This window comes from Mycobacterium gordonae, from assembly GCF_002101675.1.
In the GTDB taxonomy this organism is placed as follows: domain Bacteria; phylum Actinomycetota; class Actinomycetes; order Mycobacteriales; family Mycobacteriaceae; genus Mycobacterium; species Mycobacterium gordonae.
In genome coordinates this window covers 18,416-44,781 of the sequence record NZ_LQOY01000022.1, presented here as the reverse complement: position 1 = coordinate 44,781, position 26,366 = coordinate 18,416, and the positions used below count along the sequence as shown (strand labels likewise).

The following is a 26,366-nucleotide window of genomic DNA, read 5'->3' as shown; positions in this document are numbered from 1 at the left end:
GGTTGGTCGGCGCGCGCATCCGCCCGGCTAGGCCTCCGACCCGTATTGCCGCAGCGCAGCGGCCAGCGCCACCGGGACCCGGGCTTGGATGCGGGTGCCCTCGGCCTGGTGTTCTGCTTGGTGAACCCGTCCGTCGGAGTGGACCCGGGCCACCAGGTCGCCGCGGTCATACGGGATGACGACATCCACGGCGGTATCGGTCGGCACTGCCAGCTCGGCCATCCGCCGTCGCAGCGCGTCGATGCCGTCACCGGTGCGCGCGGAGACGAAGACCGCGCCGGGGAGTTCGTGGCGCAGCCTGGCCAGCATCAGGTCGCCGGCGGCGTCGATCTTGTTCACCACCACCAATTCGGGCGGCGCTTCGGACCCGTGATCGGCCACCACGTCGGAGATCACCTGGCGCACGGCGCTGATCTGCGCCAGCGGGTTGACGTCGGAGCCGTCGACCACGTGCACCAGCAGGTCTGCATCGACCACCTCTTCCAGGGTGGACCGGAACGCCTCGACCAACTGGGTAGGTAGGTGCCGGACGAAGCCGACGGTGTCGGTGAGCACGAACGGCCGCCCGTCGTCGAACTCGGTGCGCCGGGTGGTGGGCTCCAAGGTGGCGAACAGGGCGTCCTGGACCAGCACCCCCGCCCCAGTCAGCGCGTTGAGCACACTGGACTTGCCCGCGTTGGTGTAACCGACGATCGCGATCGCCGCCATGTCGGCGTGCAGGCGACGGCTGCGCTGGGTGTCGCGGACCTGCTTCATGGCCCTGATCTCGCGCTTGAGCTTGGACATGCGTTCGCGGATGCGGCGCCGGTCGGTTTCGATCTTGGTTTCACCGGGGCCACGAAGACCCACCCCGCCGCCGCTACCTCCGGCCCGCCCACCGGCCTGCCGCGACATCGACTCACCCCAGCCGCGCAGCCGCGGCAGCATGTACTCCATCTGCGCCAGCGAGACCTGGGCCTTGCCTTCGCGGCTGGTGGCGTGCTGGGCGAAAATGTCCAGGATCAGCGCAGTGCGGTCGATGACTTTGACCTTGACGGCCTTTTCCAGCGCGGTCAGCTGCGCCGGTGACAACTCGCCGTCGCAGATCACGGTGTCGGCGCCGGTAGCCAGCACCACCTCGCGGAGCTCCTGGGCCTTGCCCGAGCCGATGTAGGTCGACGGATCCGGGCGGTCGCGGCGCTGAATGAGCCCTTCGAGCACCTGAGAGCCGGCGGTTTCGGCCAGCGCCGCCAACTCGGCGAGGCTGGCCTGGTTGTCGGCCGCGCTGCCCTCGGTCCAGACACCGACCAGCACCACGCGTTCCAGCCGCAGCTGGCGGTACTCGACCTCGGAGATGTCGGTGAGTTCGGTCGACAGCCCGGCGACCCGGCGCAGAGCCGACCGGTCTTCGAGGGCAAGCTCGCCGGTGCTGGGCTCCGGTCCGGCGGGTCCGGGAAATTCGGGATATGAGTCAGAATTTTTCATAGGCAATGTGCAATGTTGCACGCCGAATTGGCGTCATGCATCTGATTTAACGCTCTTGCGCGCGCCACCATTCCCCGCTCACCTCGCCATGCGCCACCAGCACCGAAGGCCCGCGCAGAAAGCTGGTCGCTTCGGTGATGGTGACAGTGACATCGCCACCGGGTACCCGCACGGTCAGGACGCCGCTGTCAGCGCCGGTGGTCGCCAGTGCCGCGACGGCCGCCGCCACTGTCCCGGTGCCGCATGAGCGGGTTTCTCCCACGCCGCGTTCGTGCACCCGCATGCAAACCAGGCCGTCAAGCGGGGCCGTGAGCACCTCGACGTTGACGCCCTGGGGGAACTGAGCCGCATCGAATTGCACCGGCGCCGCGACGTCCAGGGCGGCCAGGCTCTCGACGGTGAGTTGCGGATCCACGCACGCCAGGTGCGGATTGCCGACGTCGACGGCCAGGCCGGTGAACCTCCTGCCACCGACCACCGCGTGGCCGGTGCCGACCTTGTTGGCCTTGCCCATGTCCACGGCGACGTCGGCCTCCGTCCCGTCGACGCGGTGCAGCCTGACGGGTCGCGGCCCGGCGAGGGATCCGACGACGAACTCGTCGCGCGATTCCAGCCCACTGGCCCGCAGATAGTGCGCGAACACCCGCACCCCATTGCCGCACATCTGCGCGATCGATCCGTCGGCGTTGCGGTAGTCCATGTACCAGTCGGATTCGCCCACCCCGTCGGGCAGCCGGTCCAGCACTCCGGCGCCCCGCGCCGCCCCGGCGGTGGTGACCCGCAGGACGCCATCGGCGCCCAGGCCGCGGCGCCGATCGCACAAGGCGGCGACCCGGGTAGAGGACAGGGCAGCCCGACAATCCAAGTCGGGCAGCAGCACGAAGTCGTTCTGGGTGCCGTGACCCTTGGCGAACTTCATGGGGCGCCGCTCCTCAATGCCGACTCGATCCGGGCCGGCATCTTCGTCGTCGGCGCGCATCACCAGATCAGGTTACGTGCCGCCAGGCCCGCACCACGTCGTCGACGGCGTCGTCCGCGGTCGGATCGGTCCAGTGCACCCGGTGGTCGCGGCGAAACCAGGAACGTTGGCGACGCACGTAGCGGCGGGTGCCGACGAAGGTCTGCTCCTGTGCCTCGTGCAGCAGCTGCGGGGTTCCGCCGGCATCGAGGGCCGCCAACACCTGCGCGTAACCCAGTGCCCGTGACGCCGTCACCCCGACGCGCAAACCGCGCGCCGCTAGCGTTTGCACCTCTTCGACCAGCCCTTGGTCGAACATCAGCTCGGTGCGCCGCGCCAGCCTCTCGTCCAGAACCGTTGTGTCACAATCTAATCCGATGATGACCGTGCCCCAGCGCGGCGCACCGATGCGGGGCGCCGACGCCGCGAAAGGCTGCCCGGTGAGTTCGATGACCTCCAGCGCCCGCACCGTGCGCCGGCCGTCGGTGGGCAAAATGACGGCCGCCGCGGCCGGATCGCGACAGGCCAGCTCGGCATGCAGCCCGGCGACCCCGATCTCGTCGAGCCGCTGCTCCCAGCGCGCCCGTACCGCCGGATCGGTCGCGGGGAATGTCCAGTTGTCCAGCAGCGACTGGATGTAGAGCATGGATCCGCCGACCACGACCGGCACCGCTCCCCTGCCCTGGATCGCTTCGATGTCGGCGACCGCAGCCTGTTGATAGCGGGCCACGGTCGCGGTTTGGGTGACGTCGAGGACGTCGAGTTGATGGTGCGGGATGCCGCGACGCCTTTCCACGGGCAGCTTGGCGGTTCCGATGTCCATACCGCGATAGAGCTGCATCGCGTCGGCGTTGACGATTTCCGCTGCACCGCCGAGCCGTTCGACCACATCCAGCGCCAGCTCCGACTTGCCGACGCCGGTCGGGCCGATGATCGCCAGCGGTCTCACGGCTGCCAGACGCCGGCAAAATAGCCGACCCCGTAGGGCGCGCCGCGGTAGAGCTCCTTGGCCGCGCGCGGTCCCGGCTCGGCCAGCCCGGCCAGCACGCCGAAAGCCACCCGCCCGAGGATCCGCGGCGACAGCCGGCTCAGAGCGGCGAGATCGCCGCCGGCCAGGGCGTCGTCGAGGACTTGCTGCGCCCCGGCGCCCTCGGGGTCGTAACCGCCGGGCGCCCTGGCGGTCAGGGTGTTGGCACCGTCGGCGACGACCAGCACACCGATCGGATCGGGCTGCGCCTCGATTTCGGCCCGCAATCGCCGTCCGCGGGCCACCGACGTGGCGGGATCCTCGTCGCCGGCGTAGACACGAACTTCCACCGACCCGTCGGGCCGAGCCTGACCGCGAACCCAGGCGGCCATCAGCGCACACAACGGCATGTCCCGGACAACGCCCGGCTCCGGCGTCAGGCGGACCGGCACGTCGACGCCGAATCCGGCGAAGGTGCCGGCGCTGTCCGGAGCCACCACGGCGGCCGGCCGACCGGTTCCCACGGCGATCCACCGGGGCGGCAATACCGCTGCCGCGGCCAGGACCGCCGCTGTGAGGCCGGCGACTTCGGCGCCGGCCGCTCCGGCGAGTTCGGGCACGAGCACCGGCGCGCACGGAACGATGGCGATGGCGCTCAGCACGGCATCAAACTAACGTCTCCGGCCGCCGGCGGTGTCCGGGGCCGCGGCTCAGCCGTCGGCGGCGGTGGTGACCGCAGCGCCCTTGTCCGGCCCGTGCGCCAAGTGAGCCTCTTCGGCGTCGGCTTCCATGTTGGCGGCCTCGCCGCGGGCCAGCGCCACCGTCGCGATGATCACCACCCCTGCCGCGATGGCCAGCACCAAACCCTCGGGGCCGTCGGCGGCCTCCAGTGTCTCACCGAGCACGAGGACGCCCAGGATGGTTGCCACCGTGGGCTTGGCGACGGTCATCGTGGGCAATGAAGCGGTCAGCGAACCGGCGCGGAAGGCCGATTGCTGAAAGATCATGCCGCACAACATCACAACCAACCAGGGGAAGAACTCCGGTGAGCTCACGGCGGCCCACAGACCGTGGTGGTGCAGAACGTCGACCACTCCCTTGGTCAGCACGGCGAACAGCGCCAGCGACGAACCGGCCACCAGCGCCAGCAGCACCGCTGCCTGGGGCCGGCCGGACCACACCTTCGCGGCGATCACGCAGGACACCAGGATGGGTCCCATCACCGCCGCGACGACGATCCAGGTACTCAGCGGCGCCCGGTCATGACCGGCAGCCGGGTCACCGACGATGATCACCACGGCAAGAGACGCGGCGAGCACGGTCGCCCACAGCCACTGCGACCGGGTGATCCGGTGATGTGCCAACCGGGCGTAGATCGGCAGGGCGAAGAGCAGCGCGGTCACCTGCAGCGCCGTCACCAGCATGACCGAGGCCCACACCAGGGCGATCGCCTGCAGGCTGTAGTTGAGCACGGCGCACGCGCCGCCTGTCCACCACTTGGCGTCGCGCAGCGACATACCGAACAGCTTGAGGTGGCCGACTTCTTGGTCGGTGATCTCATGCGCTGAACGCTGGCGAATCACATCCCCGGTGGCTGATGCCAGCGCTGCAAAGAGCGCGATTATCGCGGCGATTCCGACCATTGACATGGCGATCCTCAATTCCCCAACTTCGCCACCGGCGTTCCCGCGATGTTCGCCGGCAGTTCATCGAATACTCTATGGCTCTGCCCATGCTCTGAACAGTCACTATGCCCCACTCAGACTTTCTGACAGAGCTGAGATCCTCCCAGAACCAGCTATGCGGCAGCTGTGAAAGTCCGACTGGGGCGTCCTAGGTAACGGTACCCGGCGGCGCCCGATGGCTATCAGGTGCAACTCAACGGGAACCGTTTTGTTACCCGCCGACCCGAGCCCGGCCGGGTCAGGAAACGGCTAACTGGCCTGGGGTTTCCGCCGGGTGCGCGGGCTCCATCATGGCGGCCTCGTCCCGGGCCAGCGCCACGGTGGCGACGATCACCACGGTCACCGCGGCGGCCAAACTCAGCACCTGACCCTCTCCGGCATGCACCACCTCGCCCAGCACGGTCACTCCCAGCACCGACGCGATCACCGGCCTGAACACGGTGATCGTCGGCAGCGTCGCGGTGAGCGCGCCCCGCCGCAACGCCGATTGCTGCAGCATCAGCCCGATCGGCAGCACTGCGATCCACGCATACAGCTCGGGAGCGCGCCCCAGCTGCGCCAAGCCATTGCCCAGTTCGGCCACCACGCCCTTGGTCAACACCGTGAAGACCGCCAGCGCCGCCGCCGAGCCCAGCGCCAGCAAGACCGCCGAGACCGTGCCCGACGCCAGCCGCGCACCCAGCACGCACAGCAGCAGGCCGGGGACCATCACCGCGGCGACGACGACCCAGGTGTGCAGCGGAGCCCGGGCGTAGCCCGCCGTGGGGTCACCGGCCAGCACGATGACCGCCACCGCGGCGGCCAGCAGGACCGCCCACATCCACTCCTTGGCAGTGCAGCGGTGGTGGGTCAGCTTGGCGTCGATCGGCAGGGCGAACAGCAGCGCGGTGGCTTGCAGCGATTGCACCAGCACCACCGAACCCATGGTGAGTGCGAGCGCCTGGAACACGAAGCTGCCCAGTGCCGCCAGGCTGCCCAACCACCACTGGACGTGTCGCAGCGACAGGTGGAACAACGTGAAGTGTCCGACCTGTTCGTCGGTCACCTGTTGCGCGGAGCGCTGCAGGATCACATAGCTGACACCGGCCAGCACCGCGGCGGCCAGTGCCAGCAACGTCGCATATTCGACCCCGTAATCGACATTGCCCATTGATGACCTCCCGCCGGCAACCGGGTATGAAATCTCCCGTTCGCGGTTCAATAATGACCGGTAGGTCCCCGATAAGCGACACAACCGCAATTTCGCTCTCAAATGCCCGTCGCATCACGGTATTCAGGCGCCAACGGACGCGAAGGCTGCAACACAGCTAACGGAACGGCTCCAGGTCGGGGCCAATGCTGCATTATTGGTGCGTCCGGTTCGGCGAGGAATTACCGTCATGGTTGCTTGACCCCGCGATGCGGTAGTTAAGTCGACCGGGTGGGGTTACCGGTGCATTTGCCCATTGGGTTGAGGAGTCGACGATGAGCTCCGCGCGAGGTTCGCGAGTGGGGACCCGATTCGGGCCCTACTTCCTCAAGCGGCAACTCGGCGTCGGCGGTATGGGTGAGGTGTACGAGGCGGTCGACACCGTCAGACAGCGCGTCGTCGCGCTCAAATTGCTCAGCGAGCGACTCAGCCACGATCCGGTTTTCCGGATGCGCATGCAACGCGAAGCCCGAAACGCCGGCCGGTTGCAGGAACCTCACGTCGTGCCGATCCACGACTACGGCGAGATCGACGGTCAGTTGTACCTGGACATGCGGCTGATCGAAGGCACTCACCTGGCGCTGTTGCTGGAGCGGTTCGGTCCGGTGACGCCGCCCTGGGCGGTGGCGCTCGTGCATCAGGTGGCCTCGGCGCTGGACGCGGCCCACGCCGCCGGGGTGCTGCATCGCGACGTCAAACCGGAGAACATCCTGGTGACCCAGGACGACTTCGTCTACCTGGTGGATTTCGGGATTGCCAGCGCGGCCACCGACGAGAAGCTGACTCAGATCGGCACCGCGGTCGGGACCTGGCGCTACATGGCCCCCGAGCGGTTTTCCGACGCCGAGGTAAGCCATCGCGCCGATATCTATTCACTGACCTGCGTGCTGCACGAATGTCTGACCGGAACGCCGCCGTACCGGGCGGACAGCGCTGGAATGCTGATCACCGCGCATCTGATGGCGCCCATTCCACGTCCCAGCCAGCTGCGTCCCGGGATTCCACCGGCATTCGACGCCGTCATCGCGCGCGGAATGGCGAAACGGCCAGAGGAACGCTATGCCAGCGCGGGCGAGCTGGCAGAGGCGGCGCACCAAGCGCTGAGTGCACCGCACCAGGCGCAGGAGTTTCGCATCCTCAAGCGCAGCGAAGCCTCCGGGCCGCAACAACACACCGCGGTTGAGGCGGCAACGGCGTCCGTGTCGCTGCCACTTGCCCCCGAGGCCGGGCCGGATCCGGAATCCTTGACGGCACACCGCGCCGTTGACGTTCCCGAACGAGTGATCCTGCCCAAGGGCCTCACCGCGTTGACTGCCCAGGTGGAGACACCGGCGCCGCCGGCCGAGCCACCCGCTCCCCCGGCCGAGCCGGTGGCGGCGCCGCAGCCCGCACCCGAGCCACGGCCGAGTCGGCCGCCATCACCGCTGCGGGCGCGTCTGCGCAACCCGTGGGTGCTGATCGGAGCACTCGCCCTGGTGGTTCTGCTGGTGTTGGCAGCACAGGGAATCCGGCTGAGTCTGCGTCCGAATCCCGCCGCGGCACCCAAGACCACCACCGTCGCGCCCACGCCGTCGTCCAGCACACCGCCGACGGGGTCCGCGGACGCCATGGCGCGACTGCTCAGCCTGCTGCCGCTGGGGTACGCCCCGGGTGCCTGCAGGCCTTTCCTGCCACCGAAAGATGCCCTGGCCAGAGTGATCTGCGACAAGAACATCGACCCGGGCGGCCCCAACCGCGCGGTGTTCACCGTGTTCGGAGAGACCGAAACGCTACGTCAGTTCTTCGACGGACTGCTTCGCACCGACATCATGGTGAACTGCCCCGGTGAAGCCAAGTCACCGACGGACTGGCACCACGCCGACAGCCCCCAGATCGGTGGCAGGGCGTTCTGCGCCGTTCAGGACAGCAGTCCGTCACTGGCGTGGACCAACGAGGCGCAATTGATGATCGCTCTCGTCCAGGGCGACCCACAGGGTCCCAGCCTGGAAGAGCTCGACGCCTGGTGGAAAAAGCACCGGTAAGTAGAAGGTGGGGGCACACCACCGGCCAAGCTGCTTGAATACTTGTTGGAATCCGGTCGCAAACCGCGGTGTCCGCACCAGAATTGCCGACCGGACGGGTGCCGCTTCGCGCGGCAGCTGCGCGGGAAGTCGACCGCGCTACTGGCAGAGGGTAGGTGACGAGCGCAATGACGGGTGAGCAGCCCAGCAGCAACGACGCAGTGACGGCCGAACCGGTTTCCAGACCGGTTCCAGGGCCACGACCCGGGCCACGACCCGGTCCGCGGCCGGGCGCGGCGCCCCGGGCCACGGCCCACGCGTCGGCCCATCCGACATCGACGTTGCCGCACAGCGATCCGCACCGATTCGGACGCGTCGACGACGACGGCACGGTGTGGCTGCTCAGTTCCGCCGGTGAGCGCGTCGTGGGTTCGTGGCAGGCCGGCGACGCCGAAGCGGCATTCGCGTACTTCGGCCGGCGGTATGACGATCTGAGCACCGAGATCGCTCTGATGGAGGAGCGGTTGGTGTCGGGCACCGGAGACCCGCGCAAGATCAACGCCACCGCGGGATCGCTGCTCGAATCCCTCCCGAGCGCATGCGTGTTGGGCGACATGGACGCGCTGGCGGGCCGGTTGTCTGACATTCGGGCCCGCATCGACGTCTACGTCACTGCGCACCGCTCCCGCCGCATGGAGCACCGCGCGGCCCAGACCGCCCGCAAAGAGGCGTTGGCCGCCGAGGCCGAGGACCTGGCCGCCAACTCGACTCAGTGGAAGTCCGCCGGCGACCGGATGCGGGCCATCCTCGACGAATGGAAGACGATCACCGGTCTGGACCGCAAGGTCGACGACGCACTGTGGAAGCGCTACTCCGCGGCCCGCGAAATTTTCAACCGCCGGCGCGGATCGCACTTCGCCGAACTCGACCGGGAGCGTTCCGGTGTGCGCGCGTCCAAAGAACGGTTGTGCGAGCGGGCCGAGGCGCTGTCCGACTCCACGGATTGGACCGCTACCAGCGCGGAGTTCCGCAAGCTGCTCACCGAATGGAAGGCCGCGGGACGCGCCAGCAAGGACGTCGACGACGCCCTGTGGCGCCGGTTCAAGGCCGCCCAGGACACGTTCTTCAGCGCCCGCAACGCAGTTACCGCGGAGAAGGACGCCGAGTTCCGGGCCAATGCGTCCGCCAAGGAAGCGCTGCTGGCCGAGGCCGAGAAAATCGACACCACCAACCACGACGCCGCACGGGCCGCGCTGCGCAGCATCGCCGACAAGTGGGACGCGATCGGCAAGGTCCCCCGGGAACGCTCGGCCGAGCTGGAGCGGCGACTGCGCGCCGTCGAGAAGAAGGTGCGCGACGCCGGCGAGTCAGACTGGGCCGATCCGCAGGCCCAGGCCCGCGCAGAGCAGTTCCGGGCCCGTGCCGAGCAGTTCGAACAGCAGGCCGCGAAGGCGGCCGCGGCCGGCAAAGCCAAGGAAGCCGACGAGGCCAGGGCGAACGCTGAACAGTGGCGGCAGTGGGCCGATGCCGCTGCCCGGGCGTTGACCCGGCGGTCTTAAGTTTTCGGGCCGGCCTCGTCAGCCTCGTCGGGCCGGTCGGTATTCAGGCTGTCCAGCAGTGTCTTGGACTGATCTTGCGCGACGACGCGGCGGCGCTGCTCTTCGGCGGCCAGTTGGACGAGGGTGCGCTGCCACACCACCCGGGCCCAGTGGAACGTCAGCAGGATCACGGTGATCCAGGCGACGAACAGCCCGATTCCCGGTCCCGGGTGCCCTGCTGGCGCGGTCTGCCGAGACCAGACCGCCAGCAGGCCGGTGCCGCTGGCCAGCATGGAACCGGCCAGCGCCACCCAGGCCACCGCCCAGCGCCGGGTCAGCAACGCCAGGATCGAGAAGCCGACGCTGAACACCAGTGCCAGCCAGGTGAAAACCTGCTGCGGCAGGCCGACGGCCGCGGATGCGGCGCCGTGGCTGCTGAAGAGCACGTCCCAGCCGCGCACGCTGCCCGCGTGCGGCAGGATGAACGACCCCAGCAGGACGAAGACCAGGATGGCGACGACCAGAGCCCTGGCGCCGGGCTCGATCTCGCGCGCGACGCGGCGTTCGGCCGCCTCGATTTCAGACCGGTAGGCGTCGAATTCGGCCACGTGAACTGTCTCCGTTCAGTTATTGGCCGCAACCGGCCGGTTGGACCGGCGCGGCGACGGGCACGCCCACGGTGGGGATACCCAATCCGACGCCACGGAAGCCCGACATCTGCGCGTCGCCGGCGCGAGTGCGGCGATGCGTCAGGATGCCGGCGTCGGCGATGAGATGGTGGGGTGCGGCGTCGGTGACCTCGGCGGTGATCACGTCGCCGGGACGCACCTGCAGGTCCCCGGCGGTGAAGTGGACCAGCCGGCCGTCGCGGGCGCGGCCGGTCATCCGCGCGGTGCGGCTGTCCTTGCGTCCTTCGCCGGTGGCGACCAGCAGTTCGACGGTCTGTCCTACCAGCGCGCGGTTGTGCTGCAGGGAAATCCGCTCCTGCAGTTCCACCAGGCGCTCATAACGTTGCTGCACAACGCCTTTGGTGATCTGGTCAGGAAGTTCCGCGGCCGGTGTGCCGGGGCGCTGGGAGTACTGGAAGGTGAATGCGGCCGCGAAGCGGGCCTGGGCCACCACGTCGAGCGTGGCGTCGAAGTCCTCTTCGGTCTCGCCCGGGAAGCCGACGATCAGATCGGTGGTGATCGCAGCGTGCGGCATGGCCGCCCGAACCCGGTCGATGATGCCGAGATAGCGCTCCGCACGGTAGGAGCGCCGCATCGCGCGCAGAATCCGGTCCGAGCCCGATTGCAGTGGCATGTGCAGCGCCGGGCAGACGTTGGGGGTCTGGGCCATCGCCTCGATGACGTCGTCGGTGAACTCGGCCGGGTGCGGCGAAGTGAAGCGGACTCGTTCGAGGCCTTCGATGTCGCCGCAGGCGCGCAGCAGTTCGGCGAAGGCGCCCCGATTGCGGGGTAGGGCCGGGTCGGCGAAGGAGACGCCGTAGGCGTTGACGTTCTGGCCGAGCAGGGTGACTTCGAGCACGCCGGTGTCCACCAACGACCGCACTTCGGACAGGATGTCGGCCGGGCTGCGGTCGACCTCTTTGCCCCGCAGGGACGGCACGATACAGAAAGTGCAGCTGTTGTTGCAGCCCACGGAGATGGAAACCCAAGCGGCGTAGGCGGATTCGCGGGCGCTGGGCAGCGACGACGGGAATGCCTGCAGCGCTTCGGCGATCTCCACCTGGGCTTCGTTGTTGTGCCGGGCCCGCTCGAGCAGCGTGGGCAGCGATCCTATGTTGTGGGTGCCGAAGACGACGTCGACCCAGGGCGCCTTGCGCAGCACCGCGTCCCGGTCCTTTTGCGCCAGACAGCCGCCGACCGCGATCTGCATGTCGGGATTGCCCCGCTTGCGCGGCGCGAGGTGGCTGAGGTTGCCGTAGAGCTTGTTGTCGGCGTTCTCGCGGACCGCGCAGGTGTTGAAGACGACGATGTCGGCATCGGTACCGTCGGGCGCACGTCGGTAGCCGGCCGCTTCCAGCAGTCCGGCGAGCCGTTCGGAATCGTGGACGTTCATCTGGCAGCCGTAGGTGCGCACCTGGTAGGTGCGGCCCAACCCGGACGCAGCCGCGGCATCGCCCGCCGCGCCCGCAGCACCGGCTGCCACCGTCGAAGTCACGGGGCCATCGTACTGGCGAGCGACGCAGGCCCTGGTTGTCGGCCATCACGGCGGCCGCGCGACTGGCTCTGGACCGGTCAGCGCCGGGCGGGCCGTCAGACCCGCCGGCGCTCCCGTTCGGCCGCCAACTCACCCAGCACCACCTCGCATGCCACCGATTGGCTGTACCCGCGGCGGGCCAGCATTCCGATGAGCCTGCGAGTCACTTTCGTGTCGTCCTCGCTAAGCACCTCGCGTCGCAATTTGGCTCTGACCAGTTGTTCTGCCCGGTCCCGTTCGGCGCCGGCGTCGATACCGGCCAGCACCGTGTCGATGACCTCGTTGTCCACACCCTTGGTGTGCAATTCGGCCGCCAGCGCGCGCTTGCTCTTTCCCTTGTTTGCCCGCCGGGACTGTACCCACTGCTCGGCGAAGTCGGCGTCGTCGATCAAACCGACATCGGCCAGCCGGTCCAGTACCCGGTTGCTGACCTCGTCGGGGTACCCCCGCTTGGCCAGCTGGCCGGTTAACTCGGCCCTGGTCCGTGATCGCGCGGTGAGCAGGCGCAGGCACAGCGCCCGCGCCTGCTCTTCGCGACGAGAGGACTCAGAAGTCGACGGGGGCGGGCAGGACGCTGTCATCGGTCACCACTGCACCAATGCCGAGCTTTTCCTTGATCTTCTTCTCGATCTCGTTGCCGATGTCGCCGTTTTCGAGCAGGAAGTTGCGGGCATTCTCCTTGCCCTGGCCGAGTTGCTCACCCTCGTAGGTGAACCAGGCGCCGGACTTGCGGATAAATCCCTGATCGACACCCATGTCGATCAGCGAGCCTTCCCTGCTGATGCCCTTGCCGTAGAGAATGTCGAACTCGGCCTGTTTGAACGGTGGCGACACCTTGTTCTTGACCACTTTGACCCGGGTGCGGTTACCCACCGCATTGGTGCCGTCCTTGAGCGTCTCGATCCGCCGGACGTCCAAGCGCACCGATGCGTAGAACTTCAGCGCCTTGCCACCCGTGGTCGTCTCCGGTGAGCCGAACATCACGCCGATCTTGTCCCGGAGCTGGTTGATGAAGATCGCCGTGGTGCCCGAATTGTTCAGTGCGCCAGTCATTTTCCGGAGCGCCTGGCTCATCAGCCGGGCCTGCAGGCCGACGTGGCTGTCACCCATCTCGCCTTCGAGTTCCGCGCGCGGCACCAGCGCCGCCACGGAGTCGATGACCACGATGTCCAGCGCACCCGAACGAATCAGCATGTCGGCGATCTCGAGCGCCTGCTCTCCGGTGTCCGGCTGGCTGACCAACAGCGAATCGGTATCGACGCCCAGCTTCTTGGCGTAGTCCGGATCCAACGCGTGCTCGGCGTCGATGAACGCCGCGACCCCGCCGGCAGCCTGGGCGTTGGCTACCGCGTGCAGGGCGACGGTGGTCTTACCCGAGGACTCCGGGCCGTAGATCTCGATGACCCGGCCCCGGGGCAGACCGCCGATGCCCAATGCCACGTCCAGAGCGATGGACCCGGTCGGGATCACTGAAATGGGCTGGCGGACCTCGTCCCCGAGGCGCATCACCGAGCCTTTGCCGTAACTCTTCTCGATCTGGGCCATAGCCAGTTCGAGAGCCTTCTCGCGATCGGGGGCTTGAGCCATGGTGCCTCTCCTGTAGTCGGTGTTCGGTGACCGTTATCGGTCGGTTGGCCGTGACACTAGAGAAGGCCACCGACAAGTTGAGATCTCCGAGTGATCACCACAGTAGCCGAACACCTGTTCGACTCAAGTTCGACACGCCGCGTGTGGCAGGATCACCTCGAAGAACACATGAACATCGCTGCGGAACTGGCCGAAATTTCCACCTATGGCGGGTTTTTCGCCCTGACCGTGGGCGGAGACCCGGCCGGGTGGCATCCCGTCGCACAGTCTTACGCGGCCGGTTACGCGGACCTCATCGAGGCCACCAGCAGGCGCTACGGCGCCGCCGACCTGCGGATCGGCGCATCCCTGGTCCACCTCGGCCACGCCGCCCGGCTGTGGTCACCGGTGCTCGCGTGTGTGCTGGCGCGCGCTGTCATCCCGGACCTGGCCAACCTGCAACGCGCCGACGACGGGGCCCAGCTACGGCTGCCCGAGCCCGCCGGAGAGACCGCCTCGCCCTGCCCCGACCTGCTGTATCGCGTCGTCGTGGCCGATCACTTGGAACCGTTCGCCGCGGGGCTCCGAATCAAGCTCGCGCCCGGACTGCTCCACGGCAATATCGCCTCGGCGCTGGTGGGAACGTCGCGGCAACTGCTGGCGGCGCGCCCGGATCTCCGCGCGTCGATCGCAAAGGTCACTTCAGAGCTGCTGAGCACCGGCAAGCTGGCCGGCACCGGTGCGATCACCAGCGCGGACCTGGACTTCCGGCGCAACAGCTGCTGCCTCTACTACCGCGTCCCGGGCGGCGGCATGTGCGGCGACTGCGCGCTGCGCTGAGTTGTTAGTGGCGCTGACTCTGCGGTGAGGGCGCGATTCACGGTGCGATTCACGCCCTGGACGCAGGCTCAACGCCGCGAAATCACCACTGATCGCGGGGCACGTCGAAGTCGGCGCACAATGCCCGCCAGACCTCGCGCGGCTCGATACCTTCTTCGATCGCCTGGGCAGCGGTCCGGCCGCCGAGCCCGGTCAGCACATGGTCGACCAGCACCGAGGCGCCATACGCCGCGCCGAAGCGCAGCACCACCCGCTCGTTGAACTCGGTCAGCCGCACGCCAGCCAACCTACCGGTCAGTGCCGGACTCCCAGCGCCGCGCGGCACACCCCCACCGGATCGGCCACCCCCGTGACGCTGGCGGCGGCTCGCTGCGCGGCCGCCCGGTAGCGGGGCGAGGACAGCACCTCGCGGACCTCGGCTACCAGCGATTCACCGGTCAACGGCCGGATCAGCCGGCCGCTGCCCTGCCGTACCACCCGATTGGCAATCTCCCACTGATCCCCGCCGCCTGGGACCACCACCAACGGCACCCCGGCCAGCAACGTCTTGGCCACCATCCCGTGGCCGCCGCCGCAGACCGCCACGTCGGCATGCGTCAACAGCTCGTCCTGACGGCCCAGGCCGACTGTGGCCCAGGGCGGTACCACCAGCTCCTCACCGCCCAGCCGGGACACCACCACCCGTGCACCGGTGGGCAGCGTCTCCCCCGGCCTGAGGGATTGCAGCGCGAGTTCGGCCATTCCGGTGGTGCCGGTGGTCGCCGTCGAGGGGGCGACCACCACCACCGGCCCGGATCCCGGCGGGATCTGCAGCACCCGGTCGGTCGGCTCAAAGTGCAACGGACCCACGACCACCGCTTCGGCCGGCCAGTCCGGGCGCGGTACCTCCAATGCGGGCAGCGTGGCGATCAGCCGCCGTGCCGGCCCGGGGTCGCGCGCGGGCAGTCCGATCTCCACCCGGACGGCCGAACGCTGCTTCAGACCGACCCGCACCGACCGTGCCGTCAGCGCCCGCATCACGGTGTCGCGCAGCTTGCCTCGTAGGCCGGTTCCGGGCGCCAGGCCGCTACCGATCGGCGGCAACCCTTTCGACGGCAGATACAGCGGATGCGGACTCAGCTCGACCCACGGGATTCCGAGCAGCTCGGCAGCCAGGCCGCCGCCGGAGGTGATGACGTCGGACACGACCAGATCCGGAGCCAGGTCACGCAACGTCGGGGCGATGAGCACCGCCATCCGTGCGGCGCGCGCGTGAATTCGGGCCCCCGCATCGACATCGTCATCGGTGGCCACCAAACCGTCCAGCTCAATGGCGTCGATCCCCGCGGCGCGGGCGGTCTCCAGCCACTCCACCCCGGTCATCAGCGTGGGCGTATCTCCGGCCGCCAGGAAGCGTTGGCACAGCGCTATTGCGGGAAACGAGTGTCCGGGATCGGGTCCGGCGACCACGGCGACGCGCATCCGCTTCACCCTGCCACACCCCGGCTCGCCTACGCTGGCAACTATGACTGAGCTGACTCAGAAGGGGCCCGAATCCGGAGCCGAAACAACCGACAACATCCGTGCGGTCGAGGACTTCCTCTACGCCCTGCAGGACGAGGACTTCGACACCGTCGACGCGTTGCTGCACGACAACCTGGTCTACGAAAACGTCGGCTTCTCTCGGATCCGCGGTGGCCGGAAGACGACGGCACTGTTACGCAAGATGCAGGGCCGCATCGGCTTCGAAGTGAAGATCCACCGCATCGCCGCCGACGGATCCGCGGTCCTCACCGAACGCACCGATGCCCTGATCCTCGGTCCACTGCGGCTGCAGTTCTGGGTCTGTGGCACGTTCGAACTGCACGACGGGCGGATCACGCTGTGGCGGGATTACTTCGACAGCTTCGACATGCTGAAGGCGACGCTGCGCGGTCTGGCCGGGATGGTCGTTCCCTCGCTGCGCGCCACGCTGTAATTTTTCGCGGCCATTCGGGGCACCCGTTTACCAAAATGCGAACCAGTGTGCCGATTTCCGAATCCCAAACGACCTAATGCGCTTACCATCCTTGTGCCGAGTCTCGAGGGTGAGCTGGCGACCCTGGACGGGCACGACCTAATGGTGACGGCGTGTGGAGGTCTGGGATGTCATTTGTTTTCGCGACTCCGGAGTTAATGACGGCGGCGGCAACGGACTTGGCCAGCCTCGGATCGGCGGTCAGCGCAGCAAACGCGGCAGCGACGGCCCCGACCGTGTCGATGCTGGCAGCGGGCGCCGATGAGATCTCGGCTGCGGTTGCCGCGGTCTTCAGCGGGCACGCCCAGTCCTATCAGAGCCTCAGCGTGCAGGCGGAGGCATTCCACCAGCAGTTCGTGCAGACCCTGACTGCCGGCGCCGGCCAATATGTGGCGGCCGAGGCCGCCGCCGTATCTCCGCTGCAGCAACTTCTCGACCTCCTGAATGCGCCATTCCAGGCGGCGTTGGGACGCCCCTTGATCGGCAACGGCGCCAACGGTAAGCCAGGGACCGGGCAGGACGGCGGGGCCGGCGGGATTTTGTGGGGCAACGGCGGCAACGGCGGATCCGGCATCGGTGGCGGCGGCCAGAAAGGCGGTAACGGCGGGGCGGCCGGGCTGTTTGGCAACGGCGGCAACGGCGGCGAGGGCGCGTTCCAAACGGGCGCCGGGAAGGCTGGCGGGGCCGGCGGCAACGGCGGGGCGGCCGGGATGCTCTGGGGAAGCGCCGGGAATGGCGGCAACGGCGGCTGGGCCGACATAGCCGCCGGCCAGACTGGCGGCGCCGGCGGTACCGGCGGCGCCGGCGGACTATTCAGCGCCGGCGGCCACGGCGGTAATGGCGGGCACGCCGGGTCTCTTGGTAAGAGTGGCGCCGGCGGCGCTGGCGGCGCTGGCGGGGCCGGCGGACTGTTTGGCGCCGGTGGCGCCGGCGGGGCCGGCGGCGCCGGCTCCGAATTCGCCGGCTTTAACGGTCCGGGTGGCAACGGCGGAGCCGGCGGGGCCAGCGGCCTGTTCGGTCCCGGCGGAGGCGCCGGAGGCGCCGGCGGCACCGGCGGTCTCACTGGTGCCGTAGGTACCGCAGGCGGCCAGGGCGGTGCAGGTGGCGCCGGCGGGTTGTTCGGCCTTGGCGGGAATGGCGGGGACGGTGGCAACGGCGGTTCGGCTGGCGGTAACGGCGGGGCGGGCGGAAACGGCGGCATGGCCTGGGGCTCAGGCGGGGCAGGCGGACTGGGTGGCGACTCCGCCCAAAACACCACCCTCGGCGGCAACGGTGGTCAGGGCGGCAATGCCGGCCTGCTGTTCGGCACGGGTGGGGCCGGCGGAGCTGGCGGGTTCGGCGGCTTCTTCGCTGGCAACTTCGGCGGCGGCGGTGCCGGCGGCAACGGCGGCACCGGCGGGCTGATTGGCTCCGGCGGCGCCGGCGGCAGCGGTGGCTACGGCAACGTCATCGGCGGGCAGGGCGGGGCCGGTGGCAATGCCGGCGCACTCTACGGTTCCGGCGGCGCCGGTGGCACCGGCGGGGCCGGCGGCAACACTACGTCCGGCGGTAATGGCGGGAATGGCGGCAAGAGTGGGTTGTGGGGTGACGGCGGCAACGGCGGCGACGGCGGTCAAGCGCATCCAGGAACGGCCGGCAACGGCGGTAACGGCGGCAGCGCCTGGCTGGTGGGCGGGGGCGGCAACGGCGGCAACGGCGGACAGGGCAGCGGGGGGAATGGCACCGCCGGCATCGGTGGCAACGGCGGGCTGCTGCTTGGCCCGGGCGGCCAGAACGGATTGGTGCCTTAGCCGGCGCGCATGCAGAGGCCCACTCCGCTCGGTAGCGGCCCTCAGATCGCTTTCGGCAACCCGCCGAGCTCGTCGAACGCCTGCGCCCAGCTCAGCAGCCGATCGGTCGCGCCGACCAACTCGTCGCGGTAGCGCTGCTGCGACAGGTTGGCTGCCCCTTCGCCGTTGGCGGACGACACCAATTGGGCTGCGGCGGTGACCATTTCGTTGTACTGACGCACGCCCGCACCGAGCTGCGCGGTGTAGGCGTTGATCGTCGGCACCAGGTACTGCCGCGACCCTTCGGCATTGTGCGCGGCCCGTTCCATCGACACCACCTCGGCAGCGGTCGACGCCATAGCGGCCGAGGTCCGCTTCGCCGCGTCGGTCAGGTCAGTGATCTCATCGGGCGGCAACATCGCGCCCCGCTCGATCACGCCCAGCAGCGAGAAGAACCCCCGTTCGGAGGCACCCAGGGCATACATCGCGGGCCGGGCGGCCGAACCGGGCGGCGGCAGCCGACGCGGAGCCGTCGGCCGTTGCGCCGGCAGCGGCTCCGCCCTCAGCCAGTAGTAACGGAAGAACAACAGGGTCGCCGGGATCACCATCACGACCGCGACGGCGCCGGTGATCTGCAGCAGCAGCGCGAACCATCCCCACGCCGCCAGCACCGCGGTCAGCAGGCCCCAGAACACGACGCCGGCGGTGAAGATCCAGGCCCACCGCAGGGCGCGGCGGCGCCGGCGCAGCTGGCGCGCTCGGGGATCGCTTGCTGCGCTGATCCTGCGGGCAACCAGGTCGGTCAGGTCCGCGGCGGTGTCAAATCCGCGCTGCAGCAACCCGCGCCACAGGCCCCGCTGCTTCGACTTGGCCGCCATCGGCTCGTCCCTTACTGACCGAACGGCTTATCGGGCACGGCTCGGCCGGGCTCGGCGGCCGGCGTCGCCGGGGTGACACCGGGTGCCGCACCGCCAGCGGGCAGAGCCTCGCCACGCATCGAGGCGCGAATCTGCTCCAACCGGGAGTGCCCGGCCATCTGCACCCCGGCCTGCTCAACCTCGAGCATGCGGCCTTGCACCGAACTCTGCGCCAGCTCGGCGGAGCCGATCGCGTTGGCGTAGCGCCGTTCGATCTTGTCGCGCACCTCGTCGAGGCTGGGCGTGTTGCCGGGCGCGGCGAGATCGCTCATCGATCGCAGGGAGGCGCTGACCTGCTCCTGCATCTTCGCCTGCTCGAGCTGGCTGAGCAGCTTGGTGCGCTCGGCGATCTTCTGCTGCAGCACCATCGCGTTGCGTTCGACGGCCTTCTTGGCCTGACCAGCCGCCTGCAGCGCCTGGTCGTGCAACGTCTTGAGGTCTTCGACGCTCTGCTCGGCGGTCACCAGCTGCGCCGCGAACGCCTCGGCGGCGTTGTTGTACTCGGTGGCCTTTGCGGCGTCTCCGTTTGCGACGGCCTGGTCGGCCAGGGTGAGCGCTTGACGCACGTTGACCTGCAGCTTCTCGATGTCGGCGAGCTGCCGGTTGAGGCGCATCTCCAGTTGACGCTGGTTGCCGATCACCTGCGCGGCCTGCTGGGTCAGCGCCTGGTGGGTGCGCTGCGCCTCTTCGATGGCTTGCTGGATCTGAACTTTGGGGTCGGCGTGCTCGTCGATCTTGGAGTTGAACAGCGCCATGAGGTATTTCCACGCTTTGACGAACGGATTGGCCATCAGTTAGCTCCGCCTTCGCTTCTTCTTGTATGCCGGATGGGCCGCAACACTTACCCTGCCGCTCAATTTAGTGGGTCTGCTCCCATCGCCCCACCCATGGTGCATATCTGGCGCACGCGGGTCTACCCGCGGCGCTCACGCCACAGCCAGAGAAACCACCGGAGGGATGACGACCTTGATGCTGGCATCGATGGATGCGGCGCGGCTGGCGCGTTCTTCACGGGCCATTCTTTCGCCCGCATCAATGAGAACCTGCGACAAGGGAACCCGTAAGGCGTCGCAAATCGCGGTGAGCAACTCACTGGACGGCTCTTTGCGTCCGCGCTCGATCTCCGACAAGTACCCGAGGCTCACCCGCGCCGAATCGGACACCTCGCGTAGCGTCCGACCCTGCGATGTCCGGGCCCCCCGCAGCACGTCGCCAACCACCTCGCGCACTAGTGCCGCCATCGCGCTCCCCTTCGTCCAGTCATCCCCAAGAAATCATGGGACTTCAGGTGAACGCAGAAGATGGCTGCAATGGTTCCCTAGGCGGCGCGTTTGGTTCGGCGAATTTCTCGGACCGTCGACGCGACGTAATCGATGCCCGTGATGACGGTGAGCAGAATCGCCAGCCCCATCACCACCACGGCAGCGGTGTGCAACACCCCGGACAGCGGCAGCACGAATAAGCCGATCGCCACCGCCTGCACCACGGTCTTGAGCTTTCCGCCCCAGCTGGCCGGAATGACACCGCGGCGAATGACCGCCAGCCGCAACACCGTGATCGCCACTTCGCGGCTCAGGATCAGCACCGTCACCCACCACGGCAGGTCACCGAGCATGGAAAGCCCGATGAGCGCCGCCCCGATCAGCGTCTTGTCCGCGATCGGGTCGACGAAGGCGCCGAATTCGGTCGCCATGCCGTAATTGCGGGCGAGCAGGCCGTCGAACCGATCGGTGATGACGGCCACCGCAAAAATCGCCCACGCCACCACGCGCGCCCACGAGTGGTGTCCGTCGCCGTAGAACAGCGCGTACAGGAAGATCGGGACGAGCAGCAACCGCACCAGGGTGAGGACGTTCGCCAGATTCGCGATGCGGGCCTGACCCGCTGCCTGACCCGCCTGCGGTTGCCCCGACACGGCCTCAGAATAACGGCTGGCCAGCTCATCTGTTCAGCGATGTCGATACTGTTTCCCCGTGACCGAAAGTCGACGGGATTACCGGCCGGTGGTTCGGCGAGCGCGCACGTCTGACGTCCCCGCGATCAAGCAACTCGTGGACACCTATGCCGGGAAGATCCTGCTGGAGAAGAATCTCGTCACGCTGTACGAGGCCATTCAGGAATTCTGGGTGGCCGAGGACCCGGAAACGCCCGGCAAAGTGGTCGGTTGTGGCGCATTGCACGTGCTGTGGGCCGATCTGGGCGAAATCCGCACGGTCGCGGTCCATCCGGATCTGACCGGCCACGGCGTGGGCCACGCCATCGTCAACCGGTTGCTCGAGGTGGCCCGGGAGCTGGAGCTCGAGCGCCTGTTCGTGTTGACGTTCGAGACCGAATTCTTCGGCAAGCATGGATTCACCGAGATCGAGGGCACTCCGGTGACCGCCGAGGTGTTCGAGGAGATGTGCCGCTCCTATGACATCGGTGTCGCGGAATTCCTGGATCTGAGCTACGTCAAGCCCAACATCCTGGGCAACTCCCGGATGCTGCTGGTCCTGTAAGGGGCGCGAGCAGACACAAAAGCCCCGTGGAGCGAACGCTCCGGGGGCCTTTTGTGTCTGCTCGCCCGCCTAGTCCTCGTCGGCGTCGCTGCCGTCGGCGCCGCTGCCACCCCGAATCAGCGCCAGCGTCCCGGCCAGCTCGTCGGGCTTGACCAGCACCTCGCGCGCCTTGGACCCCTCGGACGGGCCGACGATGCCGCGGGTTTCCATCAGGTCCATCAACCGGCCGGCCTTGGCAAAGCCGACCCGCAGCTTGCGCTGCAGCATCGAGGTCGAACCGAACTGGCTGGACACCACCAGCTCGACAGCCTGCAAGAACACCTCCATGTCGTCGCCGATGTCGGGGTCGACGTCGGCGCGCTCACCGCTGGGCTTGGCAGTGGTGACGCCTTCGGTGTACTCGGGTTCGGCCTGGTCCTTGCAGGCGGCGACGACGGCCTGGATCTCCTCGTCGGTGATGTAGGCACCCTGCAGCCGGATCGGCTTGCTCGCACCCATCGGCAGGAACAGGCCGTCGCCCATGCCGATCAGCTTCTCCGCGCCGGCCTGATCCAGGATCACCCGGCTGTCGGTCAGCGATGACGTCGCGAACGCCAGCCGGGAGGGCACGTTGGTCTTGATCAGACCGGTCACCACATCGACCGAGGGCCGCTGGGTGGCCAGCACCAGGTGAATGCCGGCTGCTCGCGCCTTCTGGGTGATCCGCACGATGGCGTCCTCGACGTCGCGCGGCGCGGTCATCATCAAGTCAGCCAGCTCGTCGACGATCGCCAGCACGTAGGGGTACGGCCGGTACACCCGCTGGCTGCCCAGCGGAGTCGTAATCTCACCCGAGCGCACCTTGGCGTTGAAGTCGTCGATGTGGCGCACCCGCGAGGCCTGCATGTCCTGGTAGCGCTGTTCCATCTCCTCGACCAGCCAGGTCAGCGCCGCCGCCGCCTTCTTGGGCTGGGTGATGATCGGCGTGATCAGGTGCGGAATGCCCTCATACGGCGTCAGTTCCACCATTTTCGGGTCGATCAGGATCATCCTGACCTCTTCGGGGGTGGCCCGGGTCAGCAGCGACACCAGCATGGAGTTGACGAAGCTGGACTTGCCGGATCCGGTGGAGCCGGCCACCAGCAGGTGCGGCATCTTGGCCAGGTTGGCCGAGATGAAGTCGCCCTCGATGTCCTTGCCCAGCCCGATCACCAGCGGGTGGTGGTCCCGGCGGGTCGACGGCGCAGTGAGCACGTCGGCCAGTCGCACCATCTCGCGGTCGGTGTTGGGCACCTCGATGCCGACGGCGGACTTTCCCGGAATCGGGGCCAGCATCCGCACGCTCTCGGTGGCCACCGCGTAGGCGATGTTCTTCTGCAGCGCGGTGATCTTCTCCACCTTGACGCCCGGTCCCAGCTCGACTTCGTAGCGGGTGACGGTGGGGCCGCGGGTGCAACCGGTGACCGCGGCATCGACCTTGAACTGGGTGAGCACCTCGCCGATCGCACCGGCCATGTGCGTGTTCGCCGCACTGCGCTTCTTGGGAGGCTCGCCCGCCACCAGCAGGTCCAGCGACGGCAGCGTGTAAGGACCTTCGACCACCCGGTCGAGCACCGGGGTGTCACGCTTCTCCGCTTTGGCTCCGCGCCGGCGGGTCTTGGGCTCCGGGATGGTCGGCGTCTCGTCGGCGATGGGTTCGGCGGCGTCCGACGCCGACGGCCAGGGCTTCGGTTCGTCCTCGGGGCGCAGCGGGGCTTCGTCGAAGTAGCCGTCCGAGAAATCCTCGGCCGGAGCGACCTCGACGGTGTCCGCGTCGTCACCGGCGAAGTCCTCGTACTCGTCGTCGTTGTCGTACTCCCGGTCAAACAGCCTGGTGCCGAACATGTTTCGTAGAGCGTCCGGCACCTCCCGGATGGTGATGCCGGCCAGCAACAACATGCCGAACAGGGCGCAGATGAACAGCAGCGGCGCCGCAATCCACGCCGTCAACCCGTCCGAGAGGGGCCCACCGATCGCGAAGCCGATGAAACCTGCTGCCCGCTTGCGCAATTCGGGATCTTCCGGGGAGCCGGACCAGAGATGGCGTAACCCGAGAAACGACAGCGCGATCAGACTCGAGCCGAGGATCAGCCGTGGCCTGGCGTCGTGGTTGGACTCCGTGCGCATCAGCACTATCGCCGCGGCGGCGGCGGCCAACGGCAGCAGCACGACCGCGGATCCGACGAACAGCCGCAAGCCCGCGTCGACCCACGCCCCCACCGGCCGGGCGGCGTTGAACCACGAACTGGCAGCGATGATCACGGCTACGCCCAGCAGTGCAAACGCGATTCCGTCGCGGCGATGTCCCGGCTCGATGTGGCGGGCCTGGCCGATCGACCGCGCCGCACTCCCGGTACCTCTGGCGGCCACCATCCAACTGGCTCGTGCCGCCCGTCCGCAGGCGCGCCCGGTCATCACCAGCAAGGACTGGTTGCGACGTTTGGCAGGCCGGCTCACCCGCTTGACGGGCTTGCTCGGACGCTTCTTGGGTGCGCGGGGCGACGCACTCGATCGCCCACTCGCGGCCCCGGCCCGCGAAGTGGCCCCTGGCCTGCTCGTTCGTGTTCCGGAGCGGGCGGTGGTCTTACTGGCCATGCCCGCAAGCGTAGTCGCATCAACAACATCCGCACCACCCGCCACACTGGTAACGGAGGGTTAATCGGCGTGTGCTCATCCTGTTACGCCAGACGCTCCCAGAAGGCATTGTGGTGGGGTGTCAGAACGGGAGCATCTCGACAGCCGGATCGGTGAGGCGGCAGTAGTCCGGTCGGTGTTCGAGGCGATGAACGTGATGGCGTGTTGCTGGCAGGGCCCCGAATTGCGTCTGGTGGCCGCGAATGCCGCGTTCCGCGACGTCGCCGGCAGGGACGACGTGATCGGTCGCACCGTCTCGGAGGTGTTTCCGGAGCTGGACGGCCAGCTGATGAATCCGGTGATCGAACGGGTCTACTCCAGCGGCCGGACCGAGGTCGGCCACGAGTGGCGCGTGCACTGGGAGCATCCGGCGTCCAACCAGGTCGAGGAGCGGTGGCTGAGCTTCGTCGTGACCCCACACCCCGACAACCGGGAATGGGTGCTGGCATACGCAAACGACGTAACCGAACGGGTGATGCAGCGTGACGTCGTCGGGCGACGGGCGGCGGAAGCGCAACGGCGCTACGAGGCGACCCGCGATGTCGTCGACGAATTGCAGCGGGCCCTGTTGCCGATCGAGCTCCCCGTGGTGCCGCATCTCGACATCGCCGCGCGCTACCTGACCGCGTCACGCGACCAGGCGGCCGGCGGGGACTGGTTCGACGCGCTACCTCTCGACGATGGCCGGATGGCACTCGTGGTCGGTGACGTGGTGGGACACGGAGTCGGCGCGTCTGCGGCGATGGGGCAGCTGCGAGCCGCGCTGGAGCTCGCGCTGACGACGGCTGGGGACCTGGGTTCGGCCATCGCACGCGTCGACGCGTTCGCCGCACAGAAGCGACCACTTCGGGCCGCCACTATCGGCGTCGTCGTAATCGACCCTCGCACAATGGATATGGAGTACTGCCTGTGCGGGCACCCGCCGCCGGTCGTGGTCGGCACCGACGGTCGCACTCGGTTTCTGCACCAAAGCGGCAGTGCGCCACTGGGAGTCGGCCATCATCACACCGTCGTCCGGAGACCGCTGGTGGCCGGTGATGTGGTCCTGTTGTACTCGGATGGACTTATCGTGCGTCCGGGCAGAACCATGGCAGAAGGCTACGCGGAGGTGGCGCAAGTGGCAGCCGACGCCGTCGCCAACCGCGTGCTGCCCACCGGCGCGGCGGCTTCGCCGGCGGCTCGTGCGTGTCAGCTGACCGTCGAATTGCTCACTCGCACTGGCTATGACGACGATGTGACGACACTGGCTGTACAGCTCGTCGCCGCACCCCCAGCCGAGCTGACCGTGTCGACGGTCGCGGACGACAACGGCATCATCGAAGCACTCGATGGAATCCGGACATGGCTGGCCGCGATCGACATCAGCGACGAGGCCACGCTGGCAATGGAACTGGCCGTCAACGAAGCCGTCGCCAATGTCGCCGTACACGCCTATCCCGACTGTGCACCCGGACCGTTGCGCGTCACCGCTCGACTGGGGTCAGGCGGCGTTGCCGAAGTGTGCATTGGCGACGACGGAAAGTGGCGTACTCCCGGCCTCGGTGACATCGGCCGGAGCCGTGGCCTGGCGATGATGGAACGGCTCCTCGACGAGGTCGCGATCAACCACGACGGCCTACCCGGGCCGGGCGAGAACGGCACCGTAGTCACGTTGCGGCACAAGGTGTCTCGCCCCGCTCTGGTCGCCACCCGCAGCCCCGCCGGCAGCCGGTCATTCCTTACCCTGCACTCCTACCGCGCGCAGCGCCACGACGAACCCGGCCAGGCGACACTGATGGTGACCGGCGCGGTGGATGCGCTGACCGCGGACCAGTTCATTGCTGACCTCACCGACGCGGCACAGGGCGGCACCGTCGGCTTGACCGTGCTCCTGGACGACGTCACCTTGCTGACGAGCAGAGGTGTGCTGGCGTTGTTCAGGACCCGCGACCAGCTGGCCGCCCATCAGCGGCCGTTCACATTGGTGGCGGCTTCGGGCAGCTCGGCAGCCGTGGTGCTCGACCTGGTGGGTTTGAGTCGCACCGCGAGCCTGCAGCAAGGCGGCGGCTGAAACCGTCGGCCGCCGTCGGTGTGGGTAGGGTGACCTTCAGTGCTCACACCCACCCGCCACAGTCGTCAGGAGGCC

The 26,366-nt window shown here is 68.3% G+C and carries 24 protein-coding genes; 7 read left to right on the top strand and 17 right to left on the bottom strand.

Features of this window, described 5'->3' with window-relative positions:
• Positions 1-27: 27 nt before the first annotated feature.
• From hflX to AWC08_RS04015, 6 genes are all read right to left on the bottom strand, one after another.
• Complete coding sequence (gene hflX, locus AWC08_RS04040) at positions 28-1,464, bottom strand: GTPase HflX (RefSeq protein WP_069433100.1); 1,437 nt, start codon at positions 1,462-1,464, stop codon at positions 28-30.
• A gap of 46 nt (positions 1,465-1,510) precedes the next feature.
• Entirely contained in the window at positions 1,511-2,383 is an 873-nt protein-coding gene (dapF, locus tag AWC08_RS04035; RefSeq protein ID WP_065132696.1) for a diaminopimelate epimerase, read from the bottom strand.
• Between the two features lie 67 nt (positions 2,384-2,450).
• Positions 2,451-3,371, bottom strand: a complete 921-nt coding sequence (miaA, locus tag AWC08_RS04030) for a tRNA (adenosine(37)-N6)-dimethylallyltransferase MiaA (protein ID WP_069433101.1) — start codon at positions 3,369-3,371, stop codon at positions 2,451-2,453.
• On the bottom strand, positions 3,368-4,051 hold the full coding sequence (locus tag AWC08_RS04025; RefSeq protein ID WP_069433102.1) for a class III extradiol ring-cleavage dioxygenase family protein: 684 nt from the start codon (positions 4,049-4,051) through the stop codon (positions 3,368-3,370). The genes miaA and AWC08_RS04025 overlap by 4 nt, the downstream gene beginning before the upstream one ends.
• Before the next feature lie 48 nt (positions 4,052-4,099).
• Positions 4,100-5,038: a DMT family transporter gene (locus AWC08_RS04020; RefSeq protein WP_167544931.1), complete on the bottom strand. Its 939-nt coding sequence runs from the start codon at positions 5,036-5,038 to the stop codon at positions 4,100-4,102.
• 274 nt (positions 5,039-5,312) lie between these two features.
• Positions 5,313-6,224, bottom strand: coding sequence for a DMT family transporter (locus tag AWC08_RS04015; protein WP_069433103.1), 912 nt, complete (start codon positions 6,222-6,224; stop codon positions 5,313-5,315).
• A gap of 314 nt (positions 6,225-6,538) precedes the next feature.
• Between AWC08_RS04015 and AWC08_RS04010 the strand changes: the two genes are divergently transcribed.
• On the top strand, positions 6,539-8,284 hold the full coding sequence (locus tag AWC08_RS04010) for a serine/threonine-protein kinase (RefSeq protein WP_069433104.1): 1,746 nt from the start codon (positions 6,539-6,541) through the stop codon (positions 8,282-8,284).
• 167 nt (positions 8,285-8,451) lie between these two features.
• Positions 8,452-9,822 carry a DUF349 domain-containing protein gene (locus AWC08_RS04005; protein WP_085087387.1) on the top strand — a complete coding sequence of 457 codons (1,371 nt, stop codon included), beginning with the start codon at positions 8,452-8,454 and terminating at the stop codon, positions 9,820-9,822.
• Here the strand turns inward: AWC08_RS04005 and AWC08_RS04000 are convergent.
• The 4 genes from AWC08_RS04000 to recA form a co-directional block, all read right to left on the bottom strand.
• Positions 9,819-10,409, bottom strand: a complete 591-nt coding sequence (locus AWC08_RS04000; RefSeq protein ID WP_065134248.1) for an Rv2732c family membrane protein — start codon at positions 10,407-10,409, stop codon at positions 9,819-9,821. The two genes, AWC08_RS04005 and AWC08_RS04000, sit on opposite strands and share 4 nt — an antisense overlap.
• 19 nt (positions 10,410-10,428) lie before the next feature.
• Positions 10,429-11,964 (bottom strand): tRNA (N6-isopentenyl adenosine(37)-C2)-methylthiotransferase MiaB, encoded by a 1,536-nt coding sequence (miaB, locus tag AWC08_RS03995; protein WP_083271165.1) that lies wholly within the window; start codon positions 11,962-11,964, stop codon positions 10,429-10,431.
• A gap of 95 nt (positions 11,965-12,059) precedes the next feature.
• Positions 12,060-12,584 (bottom strand): recombination regulator RecX, encoded by a 525-nt coding sequence (gene recX / locus AWC08_RS03990; protein ID WP_069433825.1) that lies wholly within the window; start codon positions 12,582-12,584, stop codon positions 12,060-12,062.
• Complete coding sequence (gene recA / locus AWC08_RS03985; RefSeq protein WP_055578396.1) at positions 12,550-13,590, bottom strand: recombinase RecA; 1,041 nt, start codon at positions 13,588-13,590, stop codon at positions 12,550-12,552. Before recA ends, recX begins: the two co-directional genes overlap by 35 nt.
• 168 nt (positions 13,591-13,758) lie before the next feature.
• On the opposite strand from recA, the gene AWC08_RS03980 reads away from it, so the two are divergent.
• Complete coding sequence (locus AWC08_RS03980; RefSeq protein ID WP_069433829.1) at positions 13,759-14,409, top strand: (2Fe-2S)-binding protein; 651 nt, start codon at positions 13,759-13,761, stop codon at positions 14,407-14,409.
• 82 nt (positions 14,410-14,491) lie between these two features.
• Here the strand turns inward: AWC08_RS03980 and AWC08_RS03975 are convergent, their stop codons facing one another.
• Positions 14,492-14,686, bottom strand: coding sequence for a DUF3046 domain-containing protein (locus tag AWC08_RS03975; RefSeq protein ID WP_065133059.1), 195 nt, complete (start codon positions 14,684-14,686; stop codon positions 14,492-14,494).
• Positions 14,687-14,703: 17 nt separating this feature from the next.
• Positions 14,704-15,870 carry a glycosyltransferase gene (locus AWC08_RS03970; protein ID WP_069433828.1) on the bottom strand — a complete coding sequence of 389 codons (1,167 nt, stop codon included), beginning with the start codon at positions 15,868-15,870 and terminating at the stop codon, positions 14,704-14,706.
• Between the two features lie 43 nt (positions 15,871-15,913).
• Here AWC08_RS03970 and AWC08_RS03965 point away from each other — a divergent pair, with 43 nt between their 5' ends.
• On the top strand, positions 15,914-16,366 hold the full coding sequence (locus tag AWC08_RS03965; RefSeq protein WP_065133060.1) for a limonene-1,2-epoxide hydrolase: 453 nt from the start codon (positions 15,914-15,916) through the stop codon (positions 16,364-16,366).
• Positions 16,367-16,533: 167 nt separating this feature from the next.
• Positions 16,534-18,195, top strand: a complete 1,662-nt coding sequence (locus AWC08_RS03960; protein ID WP_065133061.1) for a PE family protein — start codon at positions 16,534-16,536, stop codon at positions 18,193-18,195.
• Positions 18,196-18,236: 41 nt separating this feature from the next.
• Here AWC08_RS03960 and pspM read toward each other — a convergent pair whose 3' ends face one another.
• The 4 genes from pspM to pgsA form a co-directional block, all read right to left on the bottom strand.
• On the bottom strand, positions 18,237-19,052 hold the full coding sequence (pspM, locus tag AWC08_RS03955; RefSeq protein WP_069433824.1) for a phage shock envelope stress response protein PspM: 816 nt from the start codon (positions 19,050-19,052) through the stop codon (positions 18,237-18,239).
• A gap of 11 nt (positions 19,053-19,063) precedes the next feature.
• Entirely contained in the window at positions 19,064-19,882 is an 819-nt protein-coding gene (pspA, locus tag AWC08_RS03950) for a phage shock protein PspA (protein ID WP_065133063.1), read from the bottom strand.
• A 135-nt stretch (positions 19,883-20,017) separates the two neighbouring features.
• Positions 20,018-20,332: a transcriptional regulator ClgR gene (gene clgR / locus AWC08_RS03945; RefSeq protein WP_065133064.1), complete on the bottom strand. Its 315-nt coding sequence runs from the start codon at positions 20,330-20,332 to the stop codon at positions 20,018-20,020.
• Between the two features lie 77 nt (positions 20,333-20,409).
• On the bottom strand, positions 20,410-21,006 hold the full coding sequence (pgsA, locus tag AWC08_RS03940; RefSeq protein WP_082986204.1) for a CDP-diacylglycerol--glycerol-3-phosphate 3-phosphatidyltransferase: 597 nt from the start codon (positions 21,004-21,006) through the stop codon (positions 20,410-20,412).
• A gap of 58 nt (positions 21,007-21,064) precedes the next feature.
• Here pgsA and AWC08_RS03935 point away from each other — a divergent pair, with 58 nt between their 5' ends.
• The gene (locus AWC08_RS03935) at positions 21,065-21,589 is read left to right on the top strand and encodes an amino-acid N-acetyltransferase (protein WP_065133066.1); all 525 of its coding nucleotides are present in this window, start codon (positions 21,065-21,067) and stop codon (positions 21,587-21,589) included.
• A 69-nt stretch (positions 21,590-21,658) separates the two neighbouring features.
• On the opposite strand, the gene AWC08_RS03930 is transcribed toward AWC08_RS03935, so the two are convergent.
• The gene (locus tag AWC08_RS03930; RefSeq protein WP_065133067.1) at positions 21,659-24,202 is read right to left on the bottom strand and encodes a DNA translocase FtsK; all 2,544 of its coding nucleotides are present in this window, start codon (positions 24,200-24,202) and stop codon (positions 21,659-21,661) included.
• A 118-nt stretch (positions 24,203-24,320) separates the two neighbouring features.
• Here AWC08_RS03930 and AWC08_RS03925 point away from each other — a divergent pair, with 118 nt between their 5' ends.
• On the top strand, positions 24,321-26,291 hold the full coding sequence (locus tag AWC08_RS03925) for a SpoIIE family protein phosphatase (RefSeq protein ID WP_069433823.1): 1,971 nt from the start codon (positions 24,321-24,323) through the stop codon (positions 26,289-26,291).
• Positions 26,292-26,366 lie beyond the last annotated feature (75 nt).

What these genes read in the sequence shown, in the direction of transcription:
- hflX (WP_069433100.1), bottom strand. Translation starts at nt 1,464, where the DNA reads ATGAAAAATTCTGACTCATATCCCGAATTTCCCGGACCCGCCGGACCG.
- dapF (WP_065132696.1), bottom strand. Translation starts at nt 2,383, where the DNA reads ATGAAGTTCGCCAAGGGTCACGGCACCCAGAACGACTTCGTGCTGCTG.
- AWC08_RS04020 (WP_167544931.1), bottom strand. Translation starts at nt 5,038, where the DNA reads ATGTCAATGGTCGGAATCGCCGCGATAATCGCGCTCTTTGCAGCGCTG.
- AWC08_RS04015 (WP_069433103.1), bottom strand. Translation starts at nt 6,224, where the DNA reads ATGGGCAATGTCGATTACGGGGTCGAATATGCGACGTTGCTGGCACTG.
- AWC08_RS04010 (WP_069433104.1), top strand. Translation starts at nt 6,539, where the DNA reads ATGAGCTCCGCGCGAGGTTCGCGAGTGGGGACCCGATTCGGGCCCTAC.
- AWC08_RS04005 (WP_085087387.1), top strand. Translation starts at nt 8,452, where the DNA reads ATGACGGGTGAGCAGCCCAGCAGCAACGACGCAGTGACGGCCGAACCG.
- recX (WP_069433825.1), bottom strand. Translation starts at nt 12,584, where the DNA reads ATGACAGCGTCCTGCCCGCCCCCGTCGACTTCTGAGTCCTCTCGTCGC.
- recA (WP_055578396.1), bottom strand. Translation starts at nt 13,590, where the DNA reads ATGGCTCAAGCCCCCGATCGCGAGAAGGCTCTCGAACTGGCTATGGCC.
- AWC08_RS03980 (WP_069433829.1), top strand. Translation starts at nt 13,759, where the DNA reads ATGAACATCGCTGCGGAACTGGCCGAAATTTCCACCTATGGCGGGTTT.
- AWC08_RS03970 (WP_069433828.1), bottom strand. Translation starts at nt 15,870, where the DNA reads ATGCGCGTCGCCGTGGTCGCCGGACCCGATCCCGGACACTCGTTTCCC.
- AWC08_RS03965 (WP_065133060.1), top strand. Translation starts at nt 15,914, where the DNA reads ATGACTGAGCTGACTCAGAAGGGGCCCGAATCCGGAGCCGAAACAACC.
- AWC08_RS03960 (WP_065133061.1), top strand. Translation starts at nt 16,534, where the DNA reads ATGTCATTTGTTTTCGCGACTCCGGAGTTAATGACGGCGGCGGCAACG.
- pspM (WP_069433824.1), bottom strand. Translation starts at nt 19,052, where the DNA reads ATGGCGGCCAAGTCGAAGCAGCGGGGCCTGTGGCGCGGGTTGCTGCAG.
- pspA (WP_065133063.1), bottom strand. Translation starts at nt 19,882, where the DNA reads ATGGCCAATCCGTTCGTCAAAGCGTGGAAATACCTCATGGCGCTGTTC.
- clgR (WP_065133064.1), bottom strand. Translation starts at nt 20,332, where the DNA reads ATGGCGGCACTAGTGCGCGAGGTGGTTGGCGACGTGCTGCGGGGGGCC.
- AWC08_RS03930 (WP_065133067.1), bottom strand. Translation starts at nt 24,202, where the DNA reads ATGGCCAGTAAGACCACCGCCCGCTCCGGAACACGAACGAGCAGGCCA.